The 23,422-nt window shown below is 66.4% G+C and carries 25 protein-coding genes and 1 riboswitch; of the genes, 13 read left to right on the top strand and 12 right to left on the bottom strand.

The window, feature by feature from the left end; genetic code table 11:
* Positions 1 to 95: 95 nt before the first annotated feature.
* From FBY31_RS11535 to FBY31_RS11505, 7 genes are all read right to left on the bottom strand, one after another.
* Entirely contained in the window at positions 96 to 746 is a 651-nt protein-coding gene (locus FBY31_RS11535) for an MBL fold metallo-hydrolase (protein ID WP_142040834.1), read from the bottom strand.
* Between the two features lie 37 nt (positions 747 to 783).
* Entirely contained in the window at positions 784 to 1,779 is a 996-nt protein-coding gene (locus FBY31_RS11530; RefSeq protein ID WP_142040831.1) for an aldo/keto reductase, read from the bottom strand.
* A 69-nt stretch (positions 1,780 to 1,848) separates the two neighbouring features.
* Complete coding sequence (locus FBY31_RS11525; RefSeq protein WP_142040828.1) at positions 1,849 to 2,475, bottom strand: nucleoside/nucleotide kinase family protein; 627 nt, start codon at positions 2,473 to 2,475, stop codon at positions 1,849 to 1,851.
* Positions 2,476 to 2,570: 95 nt separating this feature from the next.
* Positions 2,571 to 2,969 (bottom strand): DMT family transporter, encoded by a 399-nt coding sequence (locus FBY31_RS11520; RefSeq protein ID WP_142045283.1) that lies wholly within the window; start codon positions 2,967 to 2,969, stop codon positions 2,571 to 2,573.
* A complete protein-coding gene (locus FBY31_RS11515) occupies positions 2,969 to 3,292 on the bottom strand; it encodes a DMT family transporter (protein ID WP_142040825.1) in 324 nt (107 codons plus the stop codon). Before FBY31_RS11515 ends, FBY31_RS11520 begins: the two co-directional genes overlap by 1 nt.
* A 9-nt stretch (positions 3,293 to 3,301) precedes the next feature.
* Positions 3,302 to 3,368: riboswitch (guanidine-III (ykkC-III) riboswitch) on the bottom strand.
* A gap of 74 nt (positions 3,369 to 3,442) precedes the next feature.
* A complete protein-coding gene (locus tag FBY31_RS11510) occupies positions 3,443 to 3,973 on the bottom strand; it encodes a ferritin (RefSeq protein WP_142040821.1) in 531 nt (176 codons plus the stop codon).
* A gap of 68 nt (positions 3,974 to 4,041) precedes the next feature.
* The gene (locus FBY31_RS11505; RefSeq protein WP_142040818.1) at positions 4,042 to 5,229 is read right to left on the bottom strand and encodes an ROK family protein; all 1,188 of its coding nucleotides are present in this window, start codon (positions 5,227 to 5,229) and stop codon (positions 4,042 to 4,044) included.
* A 127-nt stretch (positions 5,230 to 5,356) separates the two neighbouring features.
* On the opposite strand from FBY31_RS11505, the gene FBY31_RS11500 reads away from it, so the two are divergent.
* From FBY31_RS11500 to FBY31_RS11475, 6 genes are all read left to right on the top strand, one after another.
* Positions 5,357 to 6,685, top strand: coding sequence for an ABC transporter substrate-binding protein (locus tag FBY31_RS11500; RefSeq protein WP_142040816.1), 1,329 nt, complete (start codon positions 5,357 to 5,359; stop codon positions 6,683 to 6,685).
* A 125-nt stretch (positions 6,686 to 6,810) separates the two neighbouring features.
* Positions 6,811 to 7,599, top strand: coding sequence for a carbohydrate ABC transporter permease (locus FBY31_RS11495; RefSeq protein ID WP_235013027.1), 789 nt, complete (start codon positions 6,811 to 6,813; stop codon positions 7,597 to 7,599).
* Positions 7,596 to 8,480 (top strand): carbohydrate ABC transporter permease, encoded by an 885-nt coding sequence (locus FBY31_RS11490; protein ID WP_142040813.1) that lies wholly within the window; start codon positions 7,596 to 7,598, stop codon positions 8,478 to 8,480. The genes FBY31_RS11495 and FBY31_RS11490 overlap by 4 nt, the downstream gene beginning before the upstream one ends.
* 22 nt (positions 8,481 to 8,502) lie before the next feature.
* A complete protein-coding gene (locus FBY31_RS11485) occupies positions 8,503 to 9,591 on the top strand; it encodes an ABC transporter ATP-binding protein (protein WP_142040810.1) in 1,089 nt (362 codons plus the stop codon).
* Positions 9,588 to 10,943, top strand: coding sequence for a glucosylglycerate hydrolase (gene ggh, locus FBY31_RS11480; protein ID WP_142040808.1), 1,356 nt, complete (start codon positions 9,588 to 9,590; stop codon positions 10,941 to 10,943). Before FBY31_RS11485 ends, ggh begins: the two co-directional genes overlap by 4 nt.
* A 3-nt stretch (positions 10,944 to 10,946) precedes the next feature.
* Positions 10,947 to 12,287, top strand: coding sequence for a Gfo/Idh/MocA family protein (locus tag FBY31_RS11475; RefSeq protein WP_235013026.1), 1,341 nt, complete (start codon positions 10,947 to 10,949; stop codon positions 12,285 to 12,287).
* On the opposite strand, the gene FBY31_RS11470 is transcribed toward FBY31_RS11475, so the two are convergent.
* Complete coding sequence (locus FBY31_RS11470; protein WP_142040805.1) at positions 12,277 to 12,852, bottom strand: HutD/Ves family protein; 576 nt, start codon at positions 12,850 to 12,852, stop codon at positions 12,277 to 12,279. The genes FBY31_RS11475 and FBY31_RS11470 overlap by 11 nt on opposite strands.
* Before the next feature lie 104 nt (positions 12,853 to 12,956).
* On the opposite strand from FBY31_RS11470, the gene FBY31_RS11465 reads away from it, so the two are divergent.
* Entirely contained in the window at positions 12,957 to 13,571 is a 615-nt protein-coding gene (locus tag FBY31_RS11465; protein WP_142040802.1) for a phosphoribosylanthranilate isomerase, read from the top strand.
* 103 nt (positions 13,572 to 13,674) lie between these two features.
* Positions 13,675 to 14,076 carry a YccF domain-containing protein gene (locus FBY31_RS11460; RefSeq protein ID WP_142040799.1) on the top strand — a complete coding sequence of 134 codons (402 nt, stop codon included), beginning with the start codon at positions 13,675 to 13,677 and terminating at the stop codon, positions 14,074 to 14,076.
* Positions 14,077 to 14,125: 49 nt separating this feature from the next.
* On the opposite strand, the gene FBY31_RS11455 is transcribed toward FBY31_RS11460, so the two are convergent.
* Both FBY31_RS11455 and FBY31_RS11450 read right to left on the bottom strand, forming a co-directional pair.
* Complete coding sequence (locus FBY31_RS11455) at positions 14,126 to 14,935, bottom strand: 2-phosphosulfolactate phosphatase (RefSeq protein WP_142040796.1); 810 nt, start codon at positions 14,933 to 14,935, stop codon at positions 14,126 to 14,128.
* Positions 14,932 to 15,801, bottom strand: coding sequence for a DUF4031 domain-containing protein (locus FBY31_RS11450; RefSeq protein ID WP_142040793.1), 870 nt, complete (start codon positions 15,799 to 15,801; stop codon positions 14,932 to 14,934). Before FBY31_RS11450 ends, FBY31_RS11455 begins: the two co-directional genes overlap by 4 nt.
* 110 nt (positions 15,802 to 15,911) lie before the next feature.
* Here FBY31_RS11450 and FBY31_RS11445 point away from each other — a divergent pair, with 110 nt between their 5' ends.
* The 4 genes from FBY31_RS11445 to FBY31_RS11430 are packed head-to-tail and all read left to right on the top strand — an operon-like array spanning position 15,912 to position 19,043.
* Complete coding sequence (locus FBY31_RS11445; RefSeq protein WP_142040790.1) at positions 15,912 to 16,319, top strand: TOBE domain-containing protein; 408 nt, start codon at positions 15,912 to 15,914, stop codon at positions 16,317 to 16,319.
* A gap of 56 nt (positions 16,320 to 16,375) precedes the next feature.
* A complete protein-coding gene (gene modA, locus FBY31_RS11440; RefSeq protein WP_142045277.1) occupies positions 16,376 to 17,116 on the top strand; it encodes a molybdate ABC transporter substrate-binding protein in 741 nt (246 codons plus the stop codon).
* Positions 17,116 to 17,973, top strand: coding sequence for an ABC transporter permease (locus tag FBY31_RS11435; protein ID WP_200833354.1), 858 nt, complete (start codon positions 17,116 to 17,118; stop codon positions 17,971 to 17,973). The genes modA and FBY31_RS11435 overlap by 1 nt, the downstream gene beginning before the upstream one ends.
* Positions 17,970 to 19,043, top strand: a complete 1,074-nt coding sequence (locus FBY31_RS11430; protein ID WP_142040787.1) for a sulfate/molybdate ABC transporter ATP-binding protein — start codon at positions 17,970 to 17,972, stop codon at positions 19,041 to 19,043. Before FBY31_RS11435 ends, FBY31_RS11430 begins: the two co-directional genes overlap by 4 nt.
* A gap of 168 nt (positions 19,044 to 19,211) precedes the next feature.
* On the opposite strand, the gene FBY31_RS11425 is transcribed toward FBY31_RS11430, so the two are convergent.
* Positions 19,212 to 19,547, bottom strand: coding sequence for a YciI family protein (locus tag FBY31_RS11425; RefSeq protein ID WP_142040784.1), 336 nt, complete (start codon positions 19,545 to 19,547; stop codon positions 19,212 to 19,214).
* 240 nt (positions 19,548 to 19,787) lie between these two features.
* Here FBY31_RS11425 and clpB point away from each other — a divergent pair, with 240 nt between their 5' ends.
* On the top strand, positions 19,788 to 22,463 hold the full coding sequence (clpB, locus tag FBY31_RS11420; protein ID WP_142040781.1) for an ATP-dependent chaperone ClpB: 2,676 nt from the start codon (positions 19,788 to 19,790) through the stop codon (positions 22,461 to 22,463).
* Positions 22,464 to 22,503: 40 nt separating this feature from the next.
* Here the strand turns inward: clpB and FBY31_RS11415 are convergent, their stop codons facing one another.
* Positions 22,504 to 23,187 (bottom strand): septum formation family protein, encoded by a 684-nt coding sequence (locus tag FBY31_RS11415; protein ID WP_142040778.1) that lies wholly within the window; start codon positions 23,185 to 23,187, stop codon positions 22,504 to 22,506.
* Positions 23,188 to 23,422 lie beyond the last annotated feature (235 nt).

Genomic DNA, 23,422 nt, shown 5'->3' with positions numbered 1-23,422 from the left:
GCGACACGCAAAATGCCGGCCGCTACGGGTATATCCCTAGCGTCCGGCATTTTGCGCAGCGCAAACGACGAAGCGCAGCGTCAGCTGCCCGAGCGTCACCAGCCGCGGGCGCGCCACTCCTCCAGGTGCGGCCGTTCGGCACCCAGGGTTGTGGGTTTCCCATGGCCCGGGTGCACAACGGCGGAGTCCGGGTAGGCATCAAACAAGCGCTCGCTCACATCGCTGAGAAGCTGGGTGAACCGCTCCGGATCCTTCTGGGTGTTGCCCACTCCGCCGGGGAACAGCGAGTCGCCCGAGAAGATGTGGGTGGGCCCTTCAGGATCCGCATACACAAACGCGATCGAGCCCGGCGTGTGCCCGCGCAAGTGAACTGCCGTCAGCTCGAAGCCGTCCACGGCCACAATGTCCCCGTGCCCAAGGCGCCGGTCAACCGCGACGGGCAACGCATCGGCGTCGTCCTTTCCCGCAGCAGTGGGCGCACCCGTGGCTTCCACCAGCCCCTTCAGCGCCCGGACGTGGTCCCAGTGCTGGTGCGTGGTGGCGACCAGGGCAAGCGTGGGTGCAGCGGAGGTATCCGCTGCGGAACCCTGCAGCAGCTGCTGGATGGCCGGAAGGTCGTCGGCGGCGTCGATCAGCACCTGCTCACCGCTGGCTTTGGCGGACAGCAGGTACACGTTGTTGTCCATCTCGCTGACGGAAATCCGGCGGATGGTCAGCGCCGGCAGGTCGTAAAGAAGTGAGTCCATAGGCTTCAGTCTAGGGACGCCTGCTCCAGGCCCCTGGCTACTCACGGCCTTGGGACACCCAGTTGGGATCCGCGGAGCGGGAGCCGACGACGGCGTTCGATGCTCCAGCGAGTGCGTCCAGTTGCGCCGGGGTCAGCTCCAATGCCACGGCGCCCAGGTTCTCGTCGATCCGGTGCGTCTTGCGCGTGCCGGGGATGGGGACGACGGCCAGGCCCAGCCGCTTGCCTTGGGCCAGCAGCCACGCGAGGGCCACTTGGGCAGGCGTTGCACCAAGCTCGTCTGCCACGGCGCGGACGGTGGCCACCACCGCCTGGTTGGCACTCGCTGCGTCAGGGGTAAAACGGGGGATCCGGCGTCGGAAGTCGTTGTCCCCCAGGCTGGAGGCGTCAACGGTGCCGGTGAGGAATCCCCGGCCCAGCGGCGAGTACGGCACAAAGCCCACCCCCAAGGCGGCCGCGGCAGGAACAACGTTGCGTTCCACGTCGCGGCTCCAGATGGACCATTCGCTCTGGACGGCTGCAATGGGGTGGACGGCGGAGGCTTCCTCCAGCTCCTGGGCCGTCACCTCCGACAGCCCCAGGTGCTTGACCTTGCCCTGCTGCACAAGCTCCGCCATGGCCTCCACGGTTTCCACAATCGGAACGCGGAGGTCACGGCGGTGCATGTAGTAGAGGTCAATCACGTCCGTGCCCAGCCGTTGCAGGCTGTGGTCCAGCGCCTGCCGGATATGGGCCGCGTCGCCCCGGATATCCGTGTACCCGTCAGCAGGCGAGCCCACCAGGCCGAATTTGGTGGCCAGCTGGACCTCGTCCCGCCGCTCCCGCAGCAACCGGCCGATCAGTTCCTCATTGCTGCCTCCGCCGTAGATATCCGCGGTGTCAATGAAGCTGACACCGGAGTCGACGGCGTGATGCAACGTCCGGAGCGCATCCTCCGGATCAACGTCCCCGTACACCGGTGTGAGGGCCATTCCGCCAAAGCCGAGCGGGCTGACGTGGAGGCCATCGCCGAGGTGGACAGTTGCTGCAGTCATGAACGTGCTCCCATCATTGAAGTTTTCCAAGCCAAGAACTCCGTACCGGGTTGCTGTATTCCGCCGGTCCTAGTGCCAGGGGATGATTCTGTCCGCTGCCGGACTGGTTCCCTGGATCAGCACCGCGTTGGCCTCGTCCGGGCCGGTTGCCCAGGCAATTGCTGCCGCCGGGTCCATCCCGAATGACACATGCCGTTCCACCAGACGCTTAAGCCGCATGCCCGGGGGAGTGTCCACAAACCACACCTCGTCCAGCTGGGCGCGGACCTCTTTCCACGGGTCCGGCTCGGCAAGCAGGTAGTTGCCCTCGGTGATCACCAGCGGAACCTCGGCGGGGACGGCGATGGACGCGGCCACGGGCTCGTCCAGGGTGCGGCGGAATTCGGGCGCGTAGACGACGGGCTCATCCCGGCGCACCAGGCGGCGCAGCAGCGAAAGGTACCCGCCGGCGTCGAACGTGTCGATGGCGCCTTTGCGCTTCCTCAATGGCGTGCCGTCAATGATGGCGTTGCCCAGGTGGAAGCCGTCCATGGGGACCACCACAGCCAGTCCGGGTTCGAACTGCTCTTGGATCCACGCCCCGAAGGTGGATTTGCCGGAGCCCGGCGCACCCGCGATGCCCAGGATGATCCGCGTTCCGGGAACAAGCCGGCGCCGGAGGGCAGCCATGGCCTGGGTAATCTCAGCGGAGTCCATGGCAAAAGCCTAGACTGCCCGCTGAATCTCCCCACCTTTCATTTCAAGAACGTGAGGTACGACGGCGATTCGTGGGGACACGCCGTCGGCCTGCCTTAAACGTGGGGAGATTCAGCGGCGGAGGCTTCAACGTGGGGAGATCCGGTGGCGGGCTGGCCAGTGCCTGCGGGCAGCGCCTTCAGCCCGGCCGCGCAGGCCACGATTCCGGCGATGAACAGCAGTTTCAGCACGCTGAAGGGCTCCACGCCGGTGGCCATGGCCCAGCCCACCGTCAGTGCGGCACCCACGCCCACCCAAATGGCGTAGGCAGTACCCAGCGGGATGTGCCGGACGGCCATCCCCAGGCCCGCCATGCTCAAGGCGGCAGCCACGGCGAAGACCTGGGTGGGCAGGGGCTTGCTGAAGCCGTCGGACAGGCCAAGGGCTGTTGCCCACACCGCTTCCAGGACGGCCGAGGCCAGGAGGACCAGCCAGGGAATCGAACGCCGCAGCATCACGCCACCACCTTCAAGCCAACCACGCACACGGCGATGCCGGACAGCAGGAGGAGGCGTGCCGCCGTCGGGCGCTCCACCTTGGTGACGATGGCGTATGCGGAGGTCAGCACCACGCCTACCCCCACCCAGACGGCGTAGGCCGTGCCGGTGGGGATGGACTGCATGGCGATGGCCAGGCCGCCCGTGCTGGCCACGACAGAAACCAGGAACAACGCAGTGGGGGCCAAGCGGCGCCAGCCGGAAGCCCGGAACGCGCGGTGCAAGGCGGCGGCCCACACGGCTTCCAGGGCGCCGGAGAGAAGAAGGATTAACCACGGCATGACAGATCCTTTGGCCAGTCTTGTCGCGTGCCGGGTACTGAACCGTCGTCCGGAGGCCCGGGGTGCCAGGCCTTGGCTTCCAGCGTAGCAACGCCCGACGGCGGGCGGCCACCGATGGTGCCAGACCTCACCAGGTGGGCAGAGCGGCGGCTAGAGGGTCCCGCCGGCAGCTTCCGGAGCGGCGGTGTCACGGCCGCCATTGCCGATGGTTTCACGGGCGATGAAGTTCTCGATGTCGAACAGGTTGTCCGCACGCTCGGCGATGTTCAGGAGCGTGGTCATGGAGGCCACCTCCTCCACCTGCTCCTTCAGGAACCAGAGCATAAACTGCTCGCCCAGGGCGTCGTTTTCACCCCGTGCGGCCCGGAACAGGTCTTCGATGTTCCGGGTAACCTCTTTTTCCTGCTGCAGGGCAAGCGCCAGCGGCTCCGTGACGGAGGCGAAGTCGTTGCGGACGGCAGGAACACCCGGAATGGTGAACGTGATGTCCCGGTCCAGCATGTACTGCACCATCATCATGGCGTGGTTCCGCTCCTCCACCGATTGCCGGTAGAAGTAGCGGGCCAGTTGGGGGAGGTCCTGGTTGGCGAACCAGGTGGCCACCGCAATGTACTGCTGCGATGCCGTGAATTCGTTGCCGATCTGGGTGGACAGGAGCGCATTGAACGATGATGTGGTCATAGCCCGAGTCTAGGGACGGCCGCACGGAGTGGCCAGAGCCGTCTGGCGCTTCCCGCGGCACGACGATTTCAGGGCTGGCTAGTGTGCTGGGACAGCAGCTGTTCGACGCGCTCCGGCGCGTAGAGGCTCTCCTCTACCAGTTTGCAGAGCCCCACAGCCGTGGCAGTACGGCTGTCCGCCGGAACGATCTCCAGGTCCACGAGGGAGGGCTCGAAGGCGTCGTCGAGGATCTGCTGCCGGCAGGCGTCCAGGAACTCGGGAAGTATGCCAATTAGGCCGCCAACAGCAAGCCGGCCGGGGTTCAGCGTTCCCACCGTGGCCGCGAGCGCGCGTCCCAGGACCCGTCCGGCTTCTGCGACCGCGGCGCGAACTGCAGGATCAGTGCCGTACGCATCAACGAGCTGGCGCAATGACCTGTAGGCGGTGAACCGACGGTCGGCCAGCAACGCCCGCCCCGAAGCTACGGCTGCAAGGCACCCGTCCCTGCCGCAGCGGCAACGCCTGCCCGCGGCTTCCGGAATGCGGACGTGCCCGATGTCCCCGGCAGCGCCGTGGGCGCCACGGACCAAGGCGCCGCGAACGATGATGCCGGAGCCCAGGCCGGTGCTGACTTTGACCGCCACGAGCGACTCCAACGGGTCCCGTACCTCACCGACGGCCATTGACCGTGCATCATTCTCCAGCAGCACCGGACAGTCGAGCTTGGCTTCCATCAAGTCCTGCAGCTGCTGAAGGTCCCAATGTGCCAGGACGCTGCGTTCCAGCCCCAGCCGGTGGAGCGGGTCCACCGGGGCCGGGAGGCCCACGCCGGCTCCCACCGGGTGCCGGCCGTCAAGCAGCCGGAGGGACTCTTCGATGATCCGGCTGACGACGGCCTCCTGGGGCTGCTTGATGTCGATGGGCAGCCGGGCGTTGGCCACGATCTCCCGGCCCAGGGATAAGAGGTGGATCCCGGCGTGTGTATGCCCGACTTCAATGCCAAGGACCAGCTTGTCGCGGTCATCGAAGCGCAGGGCGCGCGGGGGTCTGCCGCGTTGGGCGCTCAATGGTGTGGCTTCGTAGACGAGGCCCGCCGCAAACAGTGCATCGAGCCGCTCGTAAAGGGTTGACCGGGCCATCCCCGTCATATCCAGCAGGGCTGCCCTGCTGTACCCGGCCGCGTTGGAGCGCAGCAGCTGGAGGAGGTGGCCGGCGCTGGTGGCAAGCCCCACCGGCGGCTGTCCCGAGCCCCCTACGAGCGTTCTCTGCTGGGTCATGCGCCTTGCTTTCTATGCACGGGAACGAAGCCGTCGGGCTGGCGTGATCATTGACGTGGTTTGGATCACACAATTATGATCGGTCATCAGACAAAAATACTATCTGCCCTCGCAGCAGGAGGCTCACATGTCCGATCTTGCTCACAATGACGTCAGCCGGCGGGCCTTGCTGAAGGGAGGTCTGATGGCCCTCGCCACCGGGCCGATCCTGGCAGCCTGCGGTGTGAACACCAGCGGAAGCGGAGGCAAGGGCTCCGTCAACTTCCTGTCCACGCAGTTCTCCCCGGTGGAGGAGCGGCAGAAGTACGAGGCCACACTCAAGAAATTCTCAGGGGACACCAGCGTCGCTTACAACCCGGTGGACACGGGCGTCTTCAACACCACCCTCAAATCCCAGCTCTCCGCCGGAAAGGTGGAAGTGGGCATGGTGGGCGGCCTGCACGGCGATCTGGTCCCCTTCGCATCGCAATTGGAGGACCTCAGTTCCCTCATGAATGACCTGTCTTCGGCCGGTTATTCTGACGACCTGAAAGAGTTGGCCAAGCTTGGCACCGATGTTCCGCGTTACATCCCCTGGATCCAGGCGACCTACGTTTTGGCCATCAACAAGAAGGCGCTCGAGTGGCTGCCTTCCGGAGCAGACGTCAACAAGCTCACCTATGACCAGTACCTGGCATGGGCGGAGGCCGCCAAAGCAGCCAACGGACGGCCCGTATTTGGAATTCCGGCCGGACCCAAGGGCCTCCATCACCGGTTTTACCAAGGCTTCCTCCTTCCAAGCTTCACCGGTGGACAAATCACCACCTTCCGCAACGCTGATGCCGTCACTGCCTGGACCTATATGCGCGACCTCTGGGCCAACACAAATCCCGCCTCCACCAACTACGACTTTATGCAGGAGCCACTGGGCAACGGCGAGGTCCTGGTGGCCTGGGACCATGTGGCCCGCCTGATCACCGCCGTCAAGGACAAGCCCGATGATTGGCAGATGGTTCCGGCACCGTCCGGCCCCAAAGGCAAGGGCTACCTGCTGATCGTCGGCGGGATGGCCGTCCCGCAGGGTTCGCCGGAGAAGGACAAGGCCTTTGAACTCATCAGGGCATTGTCCAAGCCTGAGGCACAGATCGAGACCCTGAAGTCCAACGCCTTCTTCCCCGTGGTCAAGACGAATATCGGCGGCGATCTTCCAGGCGGTACCGCCCTTGAGGCCAAAGCCGTCAAGGCGCAGCAGGAGGCCTCTGATGCGCTGCTCGCACTTCCCCCGGTCGGCCTTGGCGACAAGGACCCGCAGGTTTCCCAGCTGTTCAAGAACTGCTTCCAGGAAATCTGCCTGAACAACGCCGACGTCAAGGCCACCCTCGACCGCCAGGGAGCGGAACTCGCCAAGATCATGGACACCCTGAATGTCCCCTGCTGGGCGCCGGATCCTAAAGCGACACCGTGTAAGGTCGCCTGATGGCTGCCCCGGATGCTCCAGCGGCGGCCCGGCCGAAGGTCCCTCCTGCCGGCCCGAAAGGCCCTCCGCCGAGGAGGAAGGGAAACTCCGCGGCGCTGCTCCTGATTGCCCCGTCGATTGTGTTTATGACGCTTCTCTTCGGCTGGCCCATGGTCTCGGGCATCCTGCAGGCATTCGGGGGCCCCGAGGGGCTGACCACCGCGAACTTCACCCGCATGACGCAGGACCCGTACTTTTGGTCCTCGGTGGGCAACACCCTGCTTCTCATTGTGGTGATGATCCCAATCCAGTTCGTCCTTGCCCTCGCCATGGCCCTGCTGATCAGGGCAAAGCCAAGGGGAGCCTCGGCGTACTTCTACATCTGGGCGATCCCGCTGGCGGTCAGCGATCTCGCCGCCGGCCTGGTCTGGCTGACCGTCTTCACAGACCGGGGTTACCTCAACTCCCTCCTGGCCTCCCTGGGCATTGACCCCGTGTCGTGGCTTGCCTACGACAACTACGCCTCGATGTTCGGGGCGGTGCTGATCGCGGAGGTCTGGCGGGCCACCTCGCTGGTGTTCGTGATCGTTGTGGCAGGGCTGCAGTCCATCCCGAAGGATTACGAGGAGGCCGCCGGCGTCTTCGGGGCCAACTCCTGGAACCGCCTCTGGCACGTGACCCTTCCGCTCCTGCGGCCGAGCCTCCAGACGGCGCTGATCCTGCGGACCATCCTGGCCTTCCAGACCTTCGCCGTGGCACTGGCCCTCACCGGCCAGAACTTCCCGCTGGTGGTCGGTGAGACATACCGCTGGTACACCGGGCTCCAGGATCCCAACGTGGCTTCGGCGCTGGCGCTGGTGGTCATGGCTGTGTCCATGGTGACGGCGGTCGGTTACCTGAAACTCCTGAGAGACCAGTCGGAGGCGCCGCGATGAGCCACGCAACCACGTCCAAGGCCACTGCCGCTGCTGCCGGCCCGCAGCCGGAGGTGGACCGCAGGCCCCTGGCGCGCCAGCGGCGCAACCGCGCGCTGCTTCAACTGGCGTGCATCCTGATCACCCTCTTCATGGCATTGCCGATCTACCTGATCGCGCTGGCCGCCATGTCCAGCCGGCAGTCCCTGCAGAAGTTCCCGCTCAGCTTCATCCCGGACAACTTCTCCACTGAGACCATGCAGACGTTCCTGCAGTCGACGGGGATCCTGGGCGGGCTGATCAACTCCGTCCAGGTGGGCCTGTTCACGCTCGTGCTGTCATTGATCATCGGACTTCCGGCGGGGTATGCTGTCGCCCGCTTCGCCTTCCGCGGCAGGGAGCCCTACCAGCTCTTCCTGCTCTTCACCAGGGCCCTGCCCATTGTGGTGCTCTCCGTGCCCCTGGCCCAGCTTTTCCTCCAGACGGGCCTGTACGACAGCGTCCTCGCCGTCGTCCTGCTGCATTCGGCGCTGGCGCTGCCCACCACCATCCTGATCACGGCCTCGGTGTTCCTCGGTGTTCCGCGCGACGTCGAGGAGGCGGCGCGGATCTTCGGCTGCAGCCCGTTGCAGGCCTTCCTCAAAGTTGTGTTGCCCATGGCGATTCCTGGCATCGCGGCAGCATCGATCTTCACCTTTGTCATGTCCTGGAACGAAGTCCTGGGCGCCTCGATCCTCACGCTGAACCAGCGCACCCTCCCGGCGCAGGTCCTTAGTTCACTGGCGGAATCACCGTTGGCCTACCGCTTCGCCGGAGGCTTCCTCCTGGTGGTCCCGGCACTGATCTTCATCTTCTTTATGCGTCGCTACCTCACAAACATGTGGGGCTCCACCATCCGCTGATCGCTTTCAGAGAGGCCGTCCCATGGCTGATATCTCCATCAAGGGCCTGCACAAGACCTACCCCGGCAGCACGGAGCTGGCCACGAACAACGTCTCCCTCGAGGTTGCGGAGGGCGAGTTCATGGTGCTGCTCGGGCCCTCCGGGTGTGGGAAGACCACCTTGCTGCGCATGGTGGCCGGGCTGGACTTCCCGGACGAGGGAAGCATCTCCATCGGGGGGAGGGACGTGACGTATCTTCCCCCGCAGGAACGGAACCTCTCCATGGTGTTCCAGTCGTACGCCGTCTTCCCGCACCGGAAAGTGCGCACGAATATCGGCTTCGGCCTGGTAATGAAAAAATTCGCCCGGGATGAGATCGAGCGGAAGGTGGCCTGGGCAGCCGACCTGCTCCAGCTCACCCCATACCTGGACCGTTATCCGGCCCAGCTTTCTGGGGGGCAGCGGCAGCGCGTCGCCGTCGCGCGTGCGATTGTTATGGACGCTGACGTGCTGCTCATGGACGAGCCGCTGTCCAACCTTGACGCCCTCCTGCGCCTGGACTTCCGGGCCGAGCTGAAAAAGATCGTCCAGCAGCTGGGCTCCACCACCCTTTACGTCACCCACGACCAGGTCGAGGCGATGAGCCTCTCGGACCGGGTCGCGGTGATGAAAAAGGGACAAATTGCCCAGCTGGGGCAGCCCATCACTGTCTACGACGAGCCCGCGGACCGCTTCGTTGGCGGATTCATCGGGTCTCCACCCATGAATTTCCTGGACGGCCGGGTCACGCAGCAGGGCGCCCTGGAAGTAGGCGGCCAAAGCACGGATGCGCCTGAATTCCTGGCCCGCGGTGCAGCGAGGAGCGGCGGTCTTCCCGTGTTGGTGGGTATCCGTGCCGAAAACATCCTCCTCGAGCAGCGGGGAGCGGCAGGAACGCTGGATGCCACCGTGGAGGTGGTCGAGCCGCTCGGCCACGCCACCCTGCTGACAGTGGACCTTGGCGGGCAGATCATCAAGGTGCAGGTTCCCTCCACCGTGCGGGTCTCCTCCGGGGACAAAGTTGGCCTGCGCTTTGACCAAGCGGCCGTCCGGTTCTTCGACACCGAGACCCAGTTGGGACTCACCGCATGAGCCAGGCGGCTGGCGGACATATTTACCCCATCCAGGACCTGGAGGAGCTCGGCCTGCGTGCCAGGGACGTCCTGGCGGCCAATGACCTAGGCACCATGGTGACGGCGGCCCCGAACCTGTATCCGCACATGTGGAGCTGGGACGCCGCCTTCGTCGCCACCGGATTGTCCACCGTGAGCGTCGCACGGGCTTTACGGGAGCTCGACTACCTGGTGGCCGCACAGTGGAAAAGCGGGATGATCCCGCACATCGTGTTCTCCGACGTCCCCGGCTACTTCCCGGACGTCGAGAGATGGGGGACCCGGGGCGCTTCTCCGGAGGGTGTGCAGTCCAGCGGTATCTGCCAGCCGCCTGTGCATGCCACGATGTTGCGGCGCATCGTGGAACGGGCGACGGCGGCGGGAGGCGAGGATGCGAGGCTCGCGGATGAATTCACCCGGCGGACGCTGCCGCAATGGATCGACTGGCACGCCTGGCTGCGGAGCGCCCGCGGTGGGGACGACTCGGCCCTGCTCACCATCTATCACGGCTGGGAGTCCGGGATGGACAACTCGCCGCGCTTCGACGGCCCGTACTCCAGGGTCCAGCCGGGGGAGATGGAGCCGTTTGTCCGCACAGACACCCTGAAGGTCACGGATCGCAGCCAGCGTCCCAGCGACGAGGAATACAGCCGCTACCTTTGGCTGGTGCAGCAGATGGCTGACGTAGCCTTCGACGACGCCCGGCTGCCCGGCGTGATGGCCTTCCAGGTCAAGGATGTCTTCATGTCTGCGATCTTTGCCGCGGCTAATGAGGACCTCGCCGTGCTGGCGGAACAGTTCGGCCTGCCGGAGGAGGCACCCCAGCTGCGGCAGTGGGCCCGGGAATTCCGCGACGGCGTCGACGCAACCGTGGATGCACGGACCGGGCTTGCGCGGGACCGGGATGCGCTGACCGGGGAATGGATCGGACCGCCCACCATGGCCGGCTTCGCGCCCCTGATTTCGACGACAAACCAGGCCCTCCTTGACCGGCAATTGGAGCTCTTCGAGGGGCCGGACTGGACCGGCGACCCACGCCTGGCCTTCCCGCTGCCCGCCTCCACATCCACCACATACGAGGGGTTGAAGCCCCGCCAATATTGGCGGGGACCGGTATGGCCGGTGATGAACTGGTACCTGGCCCACTGCCTGCGGAGACGCGGCGACGAAAAGCGCTATCGCCAGCTGCGCGAGGCCTCCCTCGCCCAGCTGATGGAGGGCCACTTCGGTGAGTACTACGAGCCCTTCACCGGTGAACCGCTGGGCAGCATGGACCAGTCGTGGACAGCTGCCGTGGCGCTGGAATGGCTTTCCGATCCTGAGAACGGTTGATCCGTGGGCGCCCTGCCGCCGCCGGGCATACCCGTGGACAGCGGCGTCGCCAGCCAGAAGGCGCACCCGGTGCGCCTCCTCGTCGCCGGCGCCGGTGCCAGGGGCTCGGCCTATGCCCGGCTCGCCGCCGCCACCAACCAGGCCGTCGTGGTGGGCCTTGCCGAGCCGCGCGCTGTGCTGCGCGACCGCCTGGCGGCGGAGTTCGGGGTTCCGGATCACGGACTTTTCGAGGACTGGCAGGCGATGCTTGCTACCCACCTGCCTGCCGATGGCATCATCATCGCCACACCTGACCGTGATCATGGAGGCCCATTCTCAGCAGCCGCCGCCCACGGTTACTCGATCCTCCTCGAGAAGCCCGTCGCCGTCGACCCCGCCGGCTGTGCCGAACTGGAACGCCTGAGCCGTGAAACCGGTGCCAGCACAACTGTCTGCCATGTGCTCCGGTATAGCCCGCTGACGGCGCTGCTCAAGCAACTCTTGTCCGGTGGAGCGGTGGGCCGGACCATCTCCATTCAGCACCTGGAACCCGTGGGTTTCTGGCATTACGCGCATTCCTACGTCCGCGGGAACTGGCGCCGGGAGGAAGAATCGAGTCCGTTCCTGCTGGCCAAGTGCACGCACGACATCGATTGGCTGTCGTTCATTATCGGAAGCCGGCCCCTGCGTGTGTCCTCCTTCGGCCGGCTGTCACACTTCCGTCGGGAGGAGGCGCCGGAGGGCGCCTCCCTGCGCTGCACAGACTGCCCGGCAGAGCCCCGCTGCCCCTATTCGGCGCTGCGGATCTACGGTGCGGGCCGGCCCCCGAACGGCAGTAAGGCCGACCCCGCGCGAGCCTATTTCGCCGATGTTGTGGATCCCGGCGGGACTCCCGAGTCGCTCCTGCACGCCCTGGCCACGGGCCCCTACGGCCGCTGCGTATATTCGTCGGACAACGACGTTGTGGACCACCAGGTGGTGAACATTGAATACGAGGACGGCACAACAGCCGCCTTCACCGCCACGGCTTTCACTGCCGCAGGCCCGCGGCGGACCCGGATCTTCGGCAGTCATGGGGAAATAACCGTCGAGGCCGGAGCCATCTCGGTCTTCGACTTCCTGACCGGAGCAACCACAGTCCACCCGGTCCCCGCTGCCGTGCAGCAGGTGCGGGGCGAAAAGCATGACGGCGGTGACCGCGGCCTCGTCCAGGCGTGGGTGACGGCCCTGGCCGCAGGTGACTGGTCAGGAGTTGTGTCCGGATTGGAGGAATCCCTCGTCAGTCACGCCGTAGTCTTCGCCGCCGAGGAAGCCCGCCGCAGCGGATCGGTTGTGCAGGTGAGGCCGCTCAGCCTCAGTTACTGACCTGGTCGATGGATACAACGGCCAGGAACCCGCGGCCCAGGATCTCCGGAGAGTCAGTGTCCGAGCCAACCACGGCGTCGTACCGGTTCAGGACCTCCGGCTCATGTGTTTCATCAGCGGCAGTGGCCTGCCCCTGCAGAAGGATCCCGAACGAGCTTGCGAAAATGGGCTGCGCCCGTTTCTTGGAGAGCTCGATGATGGACGTATAGCCCTTGAAACTCCCGGTGCGCGTGATGACGTTCAGGTCACGGATATCGCCCGTGGGCAGGGAAGCGTGCGTGGCCGCCCCACCCGGGAAGCGGAAGGGGCGGTACTTTTCCAGCGGTTGTTCAGCGCCGTCCACGGTCAGCAGCAGGAGCTCGCCCTCCACCACAGTCAGCACCCGCTCCATCCCGGGAAAAGGGGAGAAGTCGCCGGCCTTGCTGACGTCCGCGATGCTGACCCGCCAGTCCCAGCTCCCGTCCAGTGCGGATCCGGCCGCGGGCCGGCTGGCGAGCTGGCGGGTGACACCGCCGCCATTGCGCCAGGGCTCGGGCTTGAGACTTGCAAAGCGGATAATCTCCATGCGCCCAGCCTAGTTCCCGGCCGGACGTCCCGGCGTCGCGGGTTGGGCCCTTCCCTGCTACTCTCCTCCGGGGGGACAACACGAAAACAGCCAAGGAGCCGGGAATGTTCGTCAAAGTGTGTGGTCTCAGCACGCCTGAATCAGTCCGCGAGGCAGTTGATGCCGGGGCTGACGCTGTCGGCTTCGTCCTCACCGCCAGTCCCCGCGTGGTTTCGCCGTCGCAGGCATCCTCCTTGCTGGCAGGTGTTCCGGCGGGGGTTTTGCCGATCGGCGTGTTCCGGCACGAACCGGTGGCCGATGCTGTCGCCATCGCCCGGGCCGCCGGGCTGGAATGGATCCAGCTTCACGGCCCGCGGTCCCGCGAGGATGTGGCCATGGTGCACGACGCCGGCATGAAGCTCATCAGGGCTATCACCATGGCTGCCACTCCAGAGGAGTTTGAGGACTGGGGCGAGGACCTTCTGCTGATCGACGCCGCTGTGCCCGGCTCGGGTGAAGCCTGGGACTACGCCTCCGTTGCCGCGCTGCCTGCACTCCAAGGACGCCACTGGCTGCTGGCCGGGGGACTGGAGCCGGCCAACGTGGGCGGGGCGTCAGCAGCAGCCCATGCCTGGGGTGTAGACGTCTCCTCCGGTGTCGAAGCGTCCCGCGGCGTCAAGGACCTGGCCAAGATTCGCGCCTTTGTGCATGCCGCAAAGGGTGCTGCCGGGCCGGCCTAGCCGCAGTTCACAATGCGCCGCAGTTCACAATCCGGCAGAGTTCAGGGGCCGGTCAGGGCAGGCCCCCATCCTTTTGTCAGACCCTCCGGGGGACAATGGGTGGATGAAGACACTGCTCAACATCATCTGGCTGGTTTTCGGCGGCTTCTGGCTCGCGCTGGGCTATTTCGCGGCCGGTGTGATCTGCTGCCTGCTGATCATCACTATCCCCTGGGGCATCGCCTCGTTCAGGATCGCGGCCTACACGCTGTGGCCGTTCGGCCGCATGGTGGTGGACAAGCCCGGCGGTAGCGGGGTGTTCTCGCTGCTGGGCAACGTGATCTGGCTGCTGGTGGCCGGCATCTGGATCGCCATCGGCCACGTGGTCACCGCGTTCGCGATGGCCGTCACCATCGTCGGCATCCCGCTGGCCATCGCCAACCTGAAGCTCATCCCTGTGTCATTGATGCCGCTGGGCAAGCAGATCGTCCCCACCAGCGCGCCGTTTGTGGCGACGTACCGTTGATGGGTGCGCCTGGCGCCGAGCTCCTCAAGCCTCCGCAGGCAACTTTCGCTCAGCGGGGACGGAACACCCCGTTCGCCAAAATGGCCACGGCTTGGCTGTCGTCCAGCTCGGCGGCGATATCGACGTCGCCGGCATAACCCGCGCCGCACAACTCGAGGCCACTGGAACACCCGTGCAGCATCTCCCGGAGCCGCGGCTCGGCGGCCTCAAAGACCGCCGCGGCGGCGATGGCCTCCGGTGAATAGCCGTGCCTGCCCACCTCGGCCTCGTAACCGCCCTTGCCCGCCGCCGCGAGGCCGGCGATAAACGCTCCCGCCCCGATCTGGTCCTCCACGGCCGCGCGGAGGGTGCCGTCCGGCCACCGCTCGCCGGCGGCAATGACGGCGATCACTGCGTCAGCCGGGAGGTTGGCTGCCACCCACTCCGCCGTTGCCCCCGCATTGCGCAGGCACACGGCGGCCACCAGCGGGACTTCTCCGGCCAGCTCGTGGCAGAGCGCGGAACCGTTCGGTGAGGGCAGCACCACGCGCTCCAGGGATCCCGCGGCCCGGAAGCTGGCGGGCGAGAGGCTGAGCCCGCCGCCATCGCGGGGACCGGCAAGCTGGGCGTGGTGGTGCGCGGCGAAGTCCTCCGCCCCGGTGTCCTTCCAAGGAAAAGGGAAAACCTCGGCCCCCCGGTCGAGGGCCACGCTGACGCAGGTGCCGAAAGACAGGACGTCAACCACCACGGCGAGGTCGGCCCCGGACGTGACTGTCCGGGCGCCGTCGAGCCCCCAGTCCATCCGGACGGTGTAAGGCAGTTGCCGGTGGGCGGCACTCGCGGTGATCGTGTGGCGCGGGTTGGACCTGGGGGCGTTCATGCCAGTTCGCCCAACAGGTTCCGGTGTGCGGCATCCTGCCACAGCTCTTTTGCCCGCCCTGTGTGGAACAGGGGGTCAAGTTCCAGCAGTTGACGTACGACGGCGGTGCGTCCGGCAGCGAAGTCAGCGTCGCCGATGTGCGCATAATCCTGGCGGACGTCCGCCACATACCGGGCATATTCGCCAGGTTCCCCGCCGAGGACGGAAAGATCTGCGTCGCAGAGGAGGGCGCCGCCGTTGTCCCCCGGTTCCGGGCGGTGGTCGGACGTCAGCCGTACCAGCCGTGCCACCTCGTCAACTTCCGCCTCGGGAAGGCCGGCAGCCTCCAGGCGCTCCTCCGCCAGGCGGGCCGACTCCTCCTCATCCTGGCCCGCTACGCCGCGGTAGACGGCGTCGTGGAACCAGGCCGCGAGCAGCACGGTGCGAGGGGGGTCGGCGGGGTCGGTGAGCAGATCGAGGGCTTCCAGTACTGATAGCAGGTGTGTGCAGCCGTGGTACTTGCGGTGTGGTTCGCTCCAGCGGTCCAGGAGGTCCAGGAAGAGTGCGTCGTGGCCCGGCATGATGGCGTCCCAGCGGTTGAACAGCGGCACCTTGAGCGACTTGTTCCGCTGGCGTGCCGGGATGCGCAGGCCGCTGGCTATCAGATTCCGGACCAGGATCCGCGCCTCAACGGGGACGGCTCCGGCCGCCACGAGATCGTCGTAGCGGCGCTCCGCCACGTCATAGTGGTCGCCGTCGAAGGCCCGCTCCGGGATACCTGCCGCCGCCGCGAAATCGTGAAGTTCTTCCAAGGACGAGTCGGACACCAGGTGCGAAAAGTGGGTTCCGTGGGCAGGCCAGAGTGGCGGGTCGATGTATACGGCCATGGAGGAAGTCTAGTGGTGCCGGTCTAACGGGCGGATCCAGGATCGTAGCCAGGCCGAAGATGCGGTGCATTTTTGCTGTTCCTACCGCACATGCACCCTACACTGGGCCTATGACGATCATCCGCGTTTCCGAGGCCGCCCGTTTCCTCGGCGTCAGCGACGATACTGTGCGCCGCTGGATGGACAACGGATCGCTAACGCCGGTGAAGGACGACGCCGGCCGCCTCGCCGTGGATGGCCTGGAGCTCGCCCGGCATGCACAGAAGCTCGCGCAGCTGCCCGACGATCCGCACCGGACCGGAAGTTCGGCGCGGAACCGCTTCGTGGGCCTGGTTACCGGCATCACCGCGGACAAGGTCATGGCACAGGTGGAGCTCCAGTGCGGGCCCTTCCGGGTGGTGTCCCTGATGAGCAGCGAGGCCGTCCGCGAACTGGGGCTGGAACCCGGCTCCGTGGCCACCGCCGTGGTCAAGGCCACCACCGTGATCATCGAAACACCGCAGGGGAAGGCGCTGTGAACAAGGTGCTGTTGACGACGAGCCAAAGACTCACCGGGCTGTTGGCCATCTCCTTGATGGCCGGGCTGGCCGGATGCTCTACTGCCGGTGGCTCATCCGCCGGAAGCAGCGGCGCCGGGCAAACCCTGACTGTGTTCGCCGCCGCTTCCCTCAAAGCCAGCTTCACCGAGCTGGCAAAGACCTACGAAGCCGGGCACCCGGGCAGCACCGTGACCCTCAGCTTCGCCGGCTCGGCTGACCTGGCCACCCAAATCAGCCAGGGTGCCCCGGTGGACGTCTTCGCCGCAGCGGACACCAAGAATATGGACAAGCTGCAGCAGGCAGGCCTGGTGGACGGTGAACCGCGCATTTTCGCCACCAACACCCTCGCCATTGCCGTCCCGCGGGGGAATCCGGCAGGCATCCGTTCCTTCGCCGACCTCGCAAAACCCGGAATAAGGCTGGTCCAGTGTGCGCAGCAGGTCCCCTGCGGGGCCGCCACGGCCGCCGTCGAACACCAAACGGGAACGGACCTGTTCCCGGTCAGCGAGGAAAACTCCGTGACGGACGTGCTCGGAAAGGTCATCTCCGGTGAAGCGGACGCCGGGCTGGTCTACGTCACCGACGTCACGTCAGCAGCAGGAAAGGTGGAAGCCGTGCCCTTCCCTGAAGCTGCAGCTGCCGTCAACAGCTACCCCATCGCAGCGCTGGCTAACGGCAGGAACAGCGTTGCCGCGCAAGCCTTCCTGGACCTCGTGACCGGCCCGGAAGGCCAACAGGTGCTGGCAGAAGCCGGTTTTGGCAGTAGCCGGCCTTGATGCGGCACGACGTGAGCCACGCCTACCGGGGCATTCCGCGCTGGACCTACATGGTGGCGGTCCTTGCCGCGTTGCTGGTGATCCTGCCTCTGTTCGCGATGCTTGCCAGGGTGAAGTGGGCGGACTTCCTTCCCCTGGTCACCTCGGCCCCGGCGTTGTCGGCCCTGGGCCTGAGCCTGCGCACCTCTGCGGCCAGTACGGTTCTGTGCATCGTCCTTGGGGTGCCGTTGGCCCTGGTCCTGGCCCGGGGCAGGTTCCGGCTGCAGGGCCTCCTGCGCTCCCTGGTGCTGCTCCCGCTGGTGCTGCCGCCGGTGGTGGGCGGCATCGCACTCCTCTACACCTTTGGCCGCCAGGGCCTCCTGGGCCGGAGTCTCGAGATCCTGGGCCTGCAGATTGCCTTTTCCACCACCGCCGTGGTCCTGGCACAGACGTTTGTGGCCTTGCCGTTCCTCGTGGTCAGCCTGGAGGGTGCGCTGCGGACCGGGGGTGAACGGTATGAAGCGGTGGCGGCGACCCTGGGGGCCTCGCCCGGCCGGGTTTTCCGCCGGGTCACGCTGCCGCTGGTGCTGCCCGGGCTGGCCTCCGGAGCGGTACTGTCCTTCGCCCGAAGCCTCGGTGAATTCGGTGCCACGCTGACTTTCGCGGGCAGCCTCCAAGGGGTGACCCGGACCCTGCCGCTGGAAATCTACCTGCAGCGTGAAACAGACCCGGACGCCGCCGTTGCCCTTTCCCTGGTGCTGATGGCCGTGGCAGTCGGCGTGGTGGCACTCGCCTACCGGCGGCCAGCCGGCGAAGGCGCGGCTTTCTGGACCCAACGGACGACGACGGCTGCGGCAGCGGGAAGGGACGGCCCGTGACGTTTGCGCTTGAGGCAGCCGTGGCCGCGCGGGGATTCGATGTGGCCCTGGCGCTGGGACCCACCGAGACGGTGGCCGTGATGGGCCCGAACGGCGCGGGCAAATCCACGCTGCTGTCCGTGATCGCAGGCCTGCTTCGGCCCGACAGCGGCCGGGGCGAGCTCAACGGGCGGACCCTGTTCGAGCTCTCGGCCGGCCGGGGCACGTGGACGCCCCCGCATCACCGGGGCACTGCGCTGCTCGCCCAGGAGCCCCTGCTGTTCCCGCACCTTAGCGCAGTGGACAACGTGGCTTTCGGGCCGCGCAGTGCAGGTGCATCGAGGAAACAGGCCAAAGCAGACGCGTTGGGCTGGCTCGCCGAGGTGGAAGCCCTTGATCTTCAGGCCAGGCGTCCCGAAGGGCTCTCCGGCGGCCAGGCCCAGCGTGTTGCCATTGCCCGGGCGCTCGCCGCGGATCCCGGGCTGCTTCTCCTGGACGAGCCCATGGCGGCGCTGGACATCCACTCGGCGCCGCTCCTGCGCCGCCTGCTCAAGCGGGTCCTCGCCGACCGGCAGGCGATCATCATCACCCATGACGTCCTGGACGCCCTGATGCTGGCCGACCGCGTTGTCATTCTCGAGAACGGCAGGATTACGGAGGAGGGCCCCACCCGGGAAGTGCTCCAGCGGCCCCGCAGCAGGTTCTCAGCAGGGCTGGCGGGGTTGAACCTGGTGCCCGGGACCCTCGCCGGCGACGGGATCAGGACTGCGGAGGGCTGGTCTGTTTCCGGCCATGTGGAGGGCCGGCGGGTGGATGGCAACTCTCCCGCAGCCGAAGGGAACGCGGCAGCGGTGGCCGTGTTCCCGCCGTCGGCCGTGTCCGTGTTCCTTGATGACGCGCATGGCAGCCCCCGCAATTCATTCAAGGTGGCAATCACCGATCTTGAACCGCACGGTGATTTCATCCGGGTCAGGGCAGGAAGCCTCGCTGCCGACATCACTCCCGCCGCTTCGGCAGACCTGGGACTCGCCCCGGGCCTCGCCGTGCACTTCGTGGTGAAAGCAACGTCGGTCACTGTCTACCCGGCTTGAGCAGGCAGGCCGGGCAGGCGACATTTACAGAATTAGTCACATCTAGTGACAACCATCGCAAAGCCCGGTAAAATCGGCGCGGGGCGGATAAAGCAACCGGCGGGCGGCGTCTGGGGGGAATCACCCGCCGGTTGCTTTGCGGTCCTGTTGACTTGATGTGCCGAAGGTTTACATGCCCGGCAGGTCGAGGGATTCGTACACCTGGATGCTCGCGCCAGGCATCATGAGGTGCGGGTGCCCCTCCAGCAATGCCTGGGCGCTGTCCAGATCCTCGGCCTGGAGGATCGTGTAACCGGACACCCCGGTATTGGTCTCTGACGAGCCGGTTGCATTGATGTCCCTGCCGGCCCCGAGCGGGTTCCCCAGGTCCACCATGCCTTCGCCGACCCGCTCAGCCCAAGCCATCCAGGCCTTCATCCCCTCCTGGGCGGCTTCCGGCGAGCTCTCGGCCATTTGCGCCTGCGCTGATTGAGCTGCGATGTAGAGAACAACAAATTTCTTCATTGCCTGTCCTGTCTCCCGTCTGCCGGCGGCACCATCCGCCCCGGTCACAAGGTGATCCTAGGGCGACCGGCGCCGAAGGGGAACCGCAATGGTGCCAGTCCAACAGGGTCAGTCGCCTCTATCGCTGGTGTTAGCGAAGTGTTTCGCTTTAGGCAAACAGCCAACAGAAGCGGCATCAAATTAAAGTTGAGCGTAGTAGACTCAACCCAAGAATCCGGGCAACCCCGAAAGGAGCTCTCTTTGGACGTCAAATTCACCACCAAGAGCCAGGAGGCTCTCTCGGCTGCGGCCATGAACGCCTCCACGGCCGGCAACCCGCAGGTGGAACCCGCCCACCTGCTCAAGGCGCTGATGGACCAGCGTGAGGGGGTCGCGGTGGCGCTTCTGCGCGCCACCGGCGCCGACCCGGATGCGGTCAGCGTCCAGGCCAGCAGTGCCATCAAGGCTCTGCCGGCTACCTCCGGCGGCTCCAGCCAGCAGGCGCAGCTCTCCCGGCCTGCACTGCAGGCGATCCAGAACGCCAAGGAGGAAGCCGACCGGCTTGGCGATACGTTCGTCTCCACCGAGGTCCTCCTCCTCGGCCTCTCCGGCGGAAATGATGCCGCGGCCCGGGTGCTGCGCGACGCCGGCGCCTCCCATGAGGCCCTGCTCGCCGCCTTGCCGGGTGTCCGCGGGGACCGGAAGGTCACCAGCCCCGACCCGGAGAACACCTTCCAGTCCTTGGAAAAGTTCGGCACTGATCTCACCGCCATGGCCCGTGCCGGCAAGCTGGACCCTGTGATCGGCCGGGACTCTGAAATCCGGCGCGTCGTCCAGGTCCTGAGCCGCCGCACCAAGAACAACCCGGTGCTCATCGGTGAACCGGGCGTGGGTAAGACGGCCGTCGTGGAGGGGCTGGCCCAGCGCATGGTGGCGGGCGACGTCCCGGAAAGCCTGCGTGGCAAGACGCTGATCTCCCTGGACCTCGGCTCCATGGTTGCGGGTGCGAAGTACCGCGGTGAGTTCGAGGAGCGGCTCAAGGCTGTCCTGGAGGAGATCAAGGGCTCCGAGGGTCAGATCGTCACCTTCATCGACGAGATCCACACCGTTGTAGGGGCCGGCGCCACCGGTGATTCCTCGATGGACGCGGGCAACATGCTCAAGCCCATGCTGGCCCGCGGTGAGTTGCGGCTGATCGGTGCCACCACGCTGGACGAATACCGCGAGAACATCGAGAAGGATGCGGCCCTCGAACGCCGTTTCCAGCAGGTGTATGTGGGGGAGCCCAGCGTTGAGGACACCATCGGCATTCTCCGCGGCCTGAAGGAGCGCTACGAGGCGCACCATAAGGTGACTATTGCCGACTCGGCACTGGTGGCCGCAGCAACCCTGTCCAACCGCTACATTTCCGGCCGCCAACTGCCGGACAAGGCCATCGACCTGGTGGATGAAGCCGCGTCCCGATTGCGGATGGAGATCGACTCTGCCCCCGAGGAAATCGATCAGCTCCGCCGCGCCGTCGACCGGCTCACCATGGAGGAGCTGGCCCTGGAGGGGGAGACGGACGCAGCCTCCGTGGAACGCCTCGCGGCGCTCCGTGCGGACAAGGCGGACAAGGAAGAGCAGCTGGCAGCCCTGAACGCCCGCTGGGAGGCCGAAAAGGCGGGCCTCAACCGGGTGGGCGACCTCAAGGCAAAGCTGGACGAATTGCGCTCCACGGCGGACAAGGCACAGCGCGAAGGCGACCTGGAGACGGCGTCACGGATTCTCTACGGTGAGATCCCCGCCCTGGAGCGTGAGCTGAATGCTGCCGCGGAAGCCGAAGCCGCCGTCACGGACAAATCCGGGCAGATGGTGGCCGAACAGGTGACCGCGGACGACATCGCCGAGGTCATTTCCGCCTGGACCGGGATCCCCGCCGGCCGCATGCTGCAGGGTGAAAGCCAAAAGCTGCTTCACATGGAGGAGGAGCTGGGCAAGCGGCTCATCGGCCAGAAGAAGGCCGTCACGGCCGTGTCCGACGCCGTCCGGCGCGCCCGCGCAGGCATCAGCGACCCCAACCGGCCCACCGGTTCCTTCCTGTTCCTGGGCCCCACCGGCGTCGGTAAGACCGAGCTGGCCAAGGCCCTGGCGGACTTCCTGTTCGATGACGAACGCGCCATGGTGCGGATCGACATGTCCGAGTACGGCGAGAAGCACTCGGTGGCCCGGCTCGTTGGTGCGCCTCCCGGATATGTGGGCTACGAGGAAGGCGGCCAGCTCACCGAAGCCGTCCGCCGGCGCCCCTACTCGGTCATTCTGCTGGACGAGGTGGAGAAGGCGCACCCCGAGGTCTTCGATGTCCTCCTGCAGGTCCTCGACGACGGCCGCCTCACCGACGGCCAGGGCCGCACTGTGGACTTCCGCAACGCGATCCTGGTGCTGACCTCCAACCTGGGCAGCCAGTTCCTGGTGGACCCCTCGCTGGATGCGGAGGCCAAGCGGAATGCCGTGCTGGCCACGGTGAACGCCTCCTTCAAGCCGGAGTTCCTGAACCGGTTGGACGAAGTGGTGCTGTTCGATCCGCTGTCAGTGGAGGATCTGGCCCGCATTGTGGAGCTGCAGGTGGCTGAGCTGGGCCGGAGGCTGCACGAGCGTCGGCTCACCTTGGACGTCACCGAGGCCGCCCGCGCTTGGCTGGCCATGTCCGGCTTCGACTCCGCCTACGGCGCCCGGCCGCTGCGCCGGCTGGTCCAGCGGGAGATCGGCGACCGCCTGGCCAAGGCCATCCTGTCCGGCGATATCAGCGACGGGGACAGTGTGCTGGTGGACACGGCAACCGATGTGGACGAGCTCACCATCGAGGGGCTCGAGGCGCTGGCTGCTTCCGGCGGCGGTTCCACGCCGGGAACCGGGCTGGTGGTCCGCCGGAAGGACCAGGTCCGCAGGCAAGGCTAGGTCGGACGAAGCGGGGCGTGCTGCCGGGTGCTGCAAAGCACTAGGGCAGCACGCTCGCGTTAACGTTGTTCCCGCCCGGGGACGTCACGTAGCAGTCCAGTCTTCGGTCCCCTGAGTCCCAGCTGGTGGAGCTGGGAAAGCTCCGCTCATAATTCAGCGTGAACTGCTCCGCGGCAGGCCCCAGCCTTGCCGCCTGGCAGGCTTCCAGGGCTTTGGCCTTGAGCGCTTCCGCACCGGGATAATCGCCTTCTTCCGGGTAGCGGAACACCGCCACCAGTTGGGCGGAGTGGCCAGTATCGCAGGGCACCACCGTGGATCTCAGGGCTTCCGGGTCAAAATCCGTAAAGCAGTCGCCCAGCGCATAGCCGGCAGGCTCCACCTCCCGCGGCAGGGGCAGCGGGCTTGCCGGGGGCGTGACGGTCGTCTCCAGGACTCCCCGGGCGGCACCTTCTGACGGCTGCGGATCCCCGTTGGAGTTCAGCCACAGGGCGAGCCACACCAGCGATCCGATGACTGCGAGCAGGACGACGGCGAAGAATGCCTTCCAGAGGATCCGCCGGCTTCCCTGCCTCCGGCCATCGCCCCGCCCGTGGGGGTGGTCAACCTGGCCCTGGTTCCGTACCGGCGGCTCTGCCGCCGGTACGCCGTACTCCGCGGCAGGGACCCGGGGAAGGCCGGCGGTAGGCGGCGAGCTCGGTTTTGGCGGGACATCCTGGTGGTTCACGGGTGCATCCTCCTGTAATTGTCCGCGCGGGCAGCCTGGTTGCCGGCTGGTACCAGCAGTTGCTTAAGCGACTCTACCCAAGAAAAAAGCCGGATTCTGGCCTTGATGGAGCCGGAAGGGTAGCGCATGTGACTGCCTCGAGCCCCAACTGGCAAGCGGGGGCAGTCGAAAGCATGTAATCTAGGTGTACGACAAATTGACCAAACATTCCGGGGCCTCACCGATAGCCAAGGTG

The organism is Arthrobacter sp. SLBN-100 (assembly GCF_006715305.1).
In the GTDB taxonomy this organism is placed as follows: Bacteria; Actinomycetota; Actinomycetes; order Actinomycetales; family Micrococcaceae; genus Arthrobacter.
Note: the sequence above shows the minus strand (reverse complement) of the source record. Positions and strands in the feature narration are given on the sequence as shown.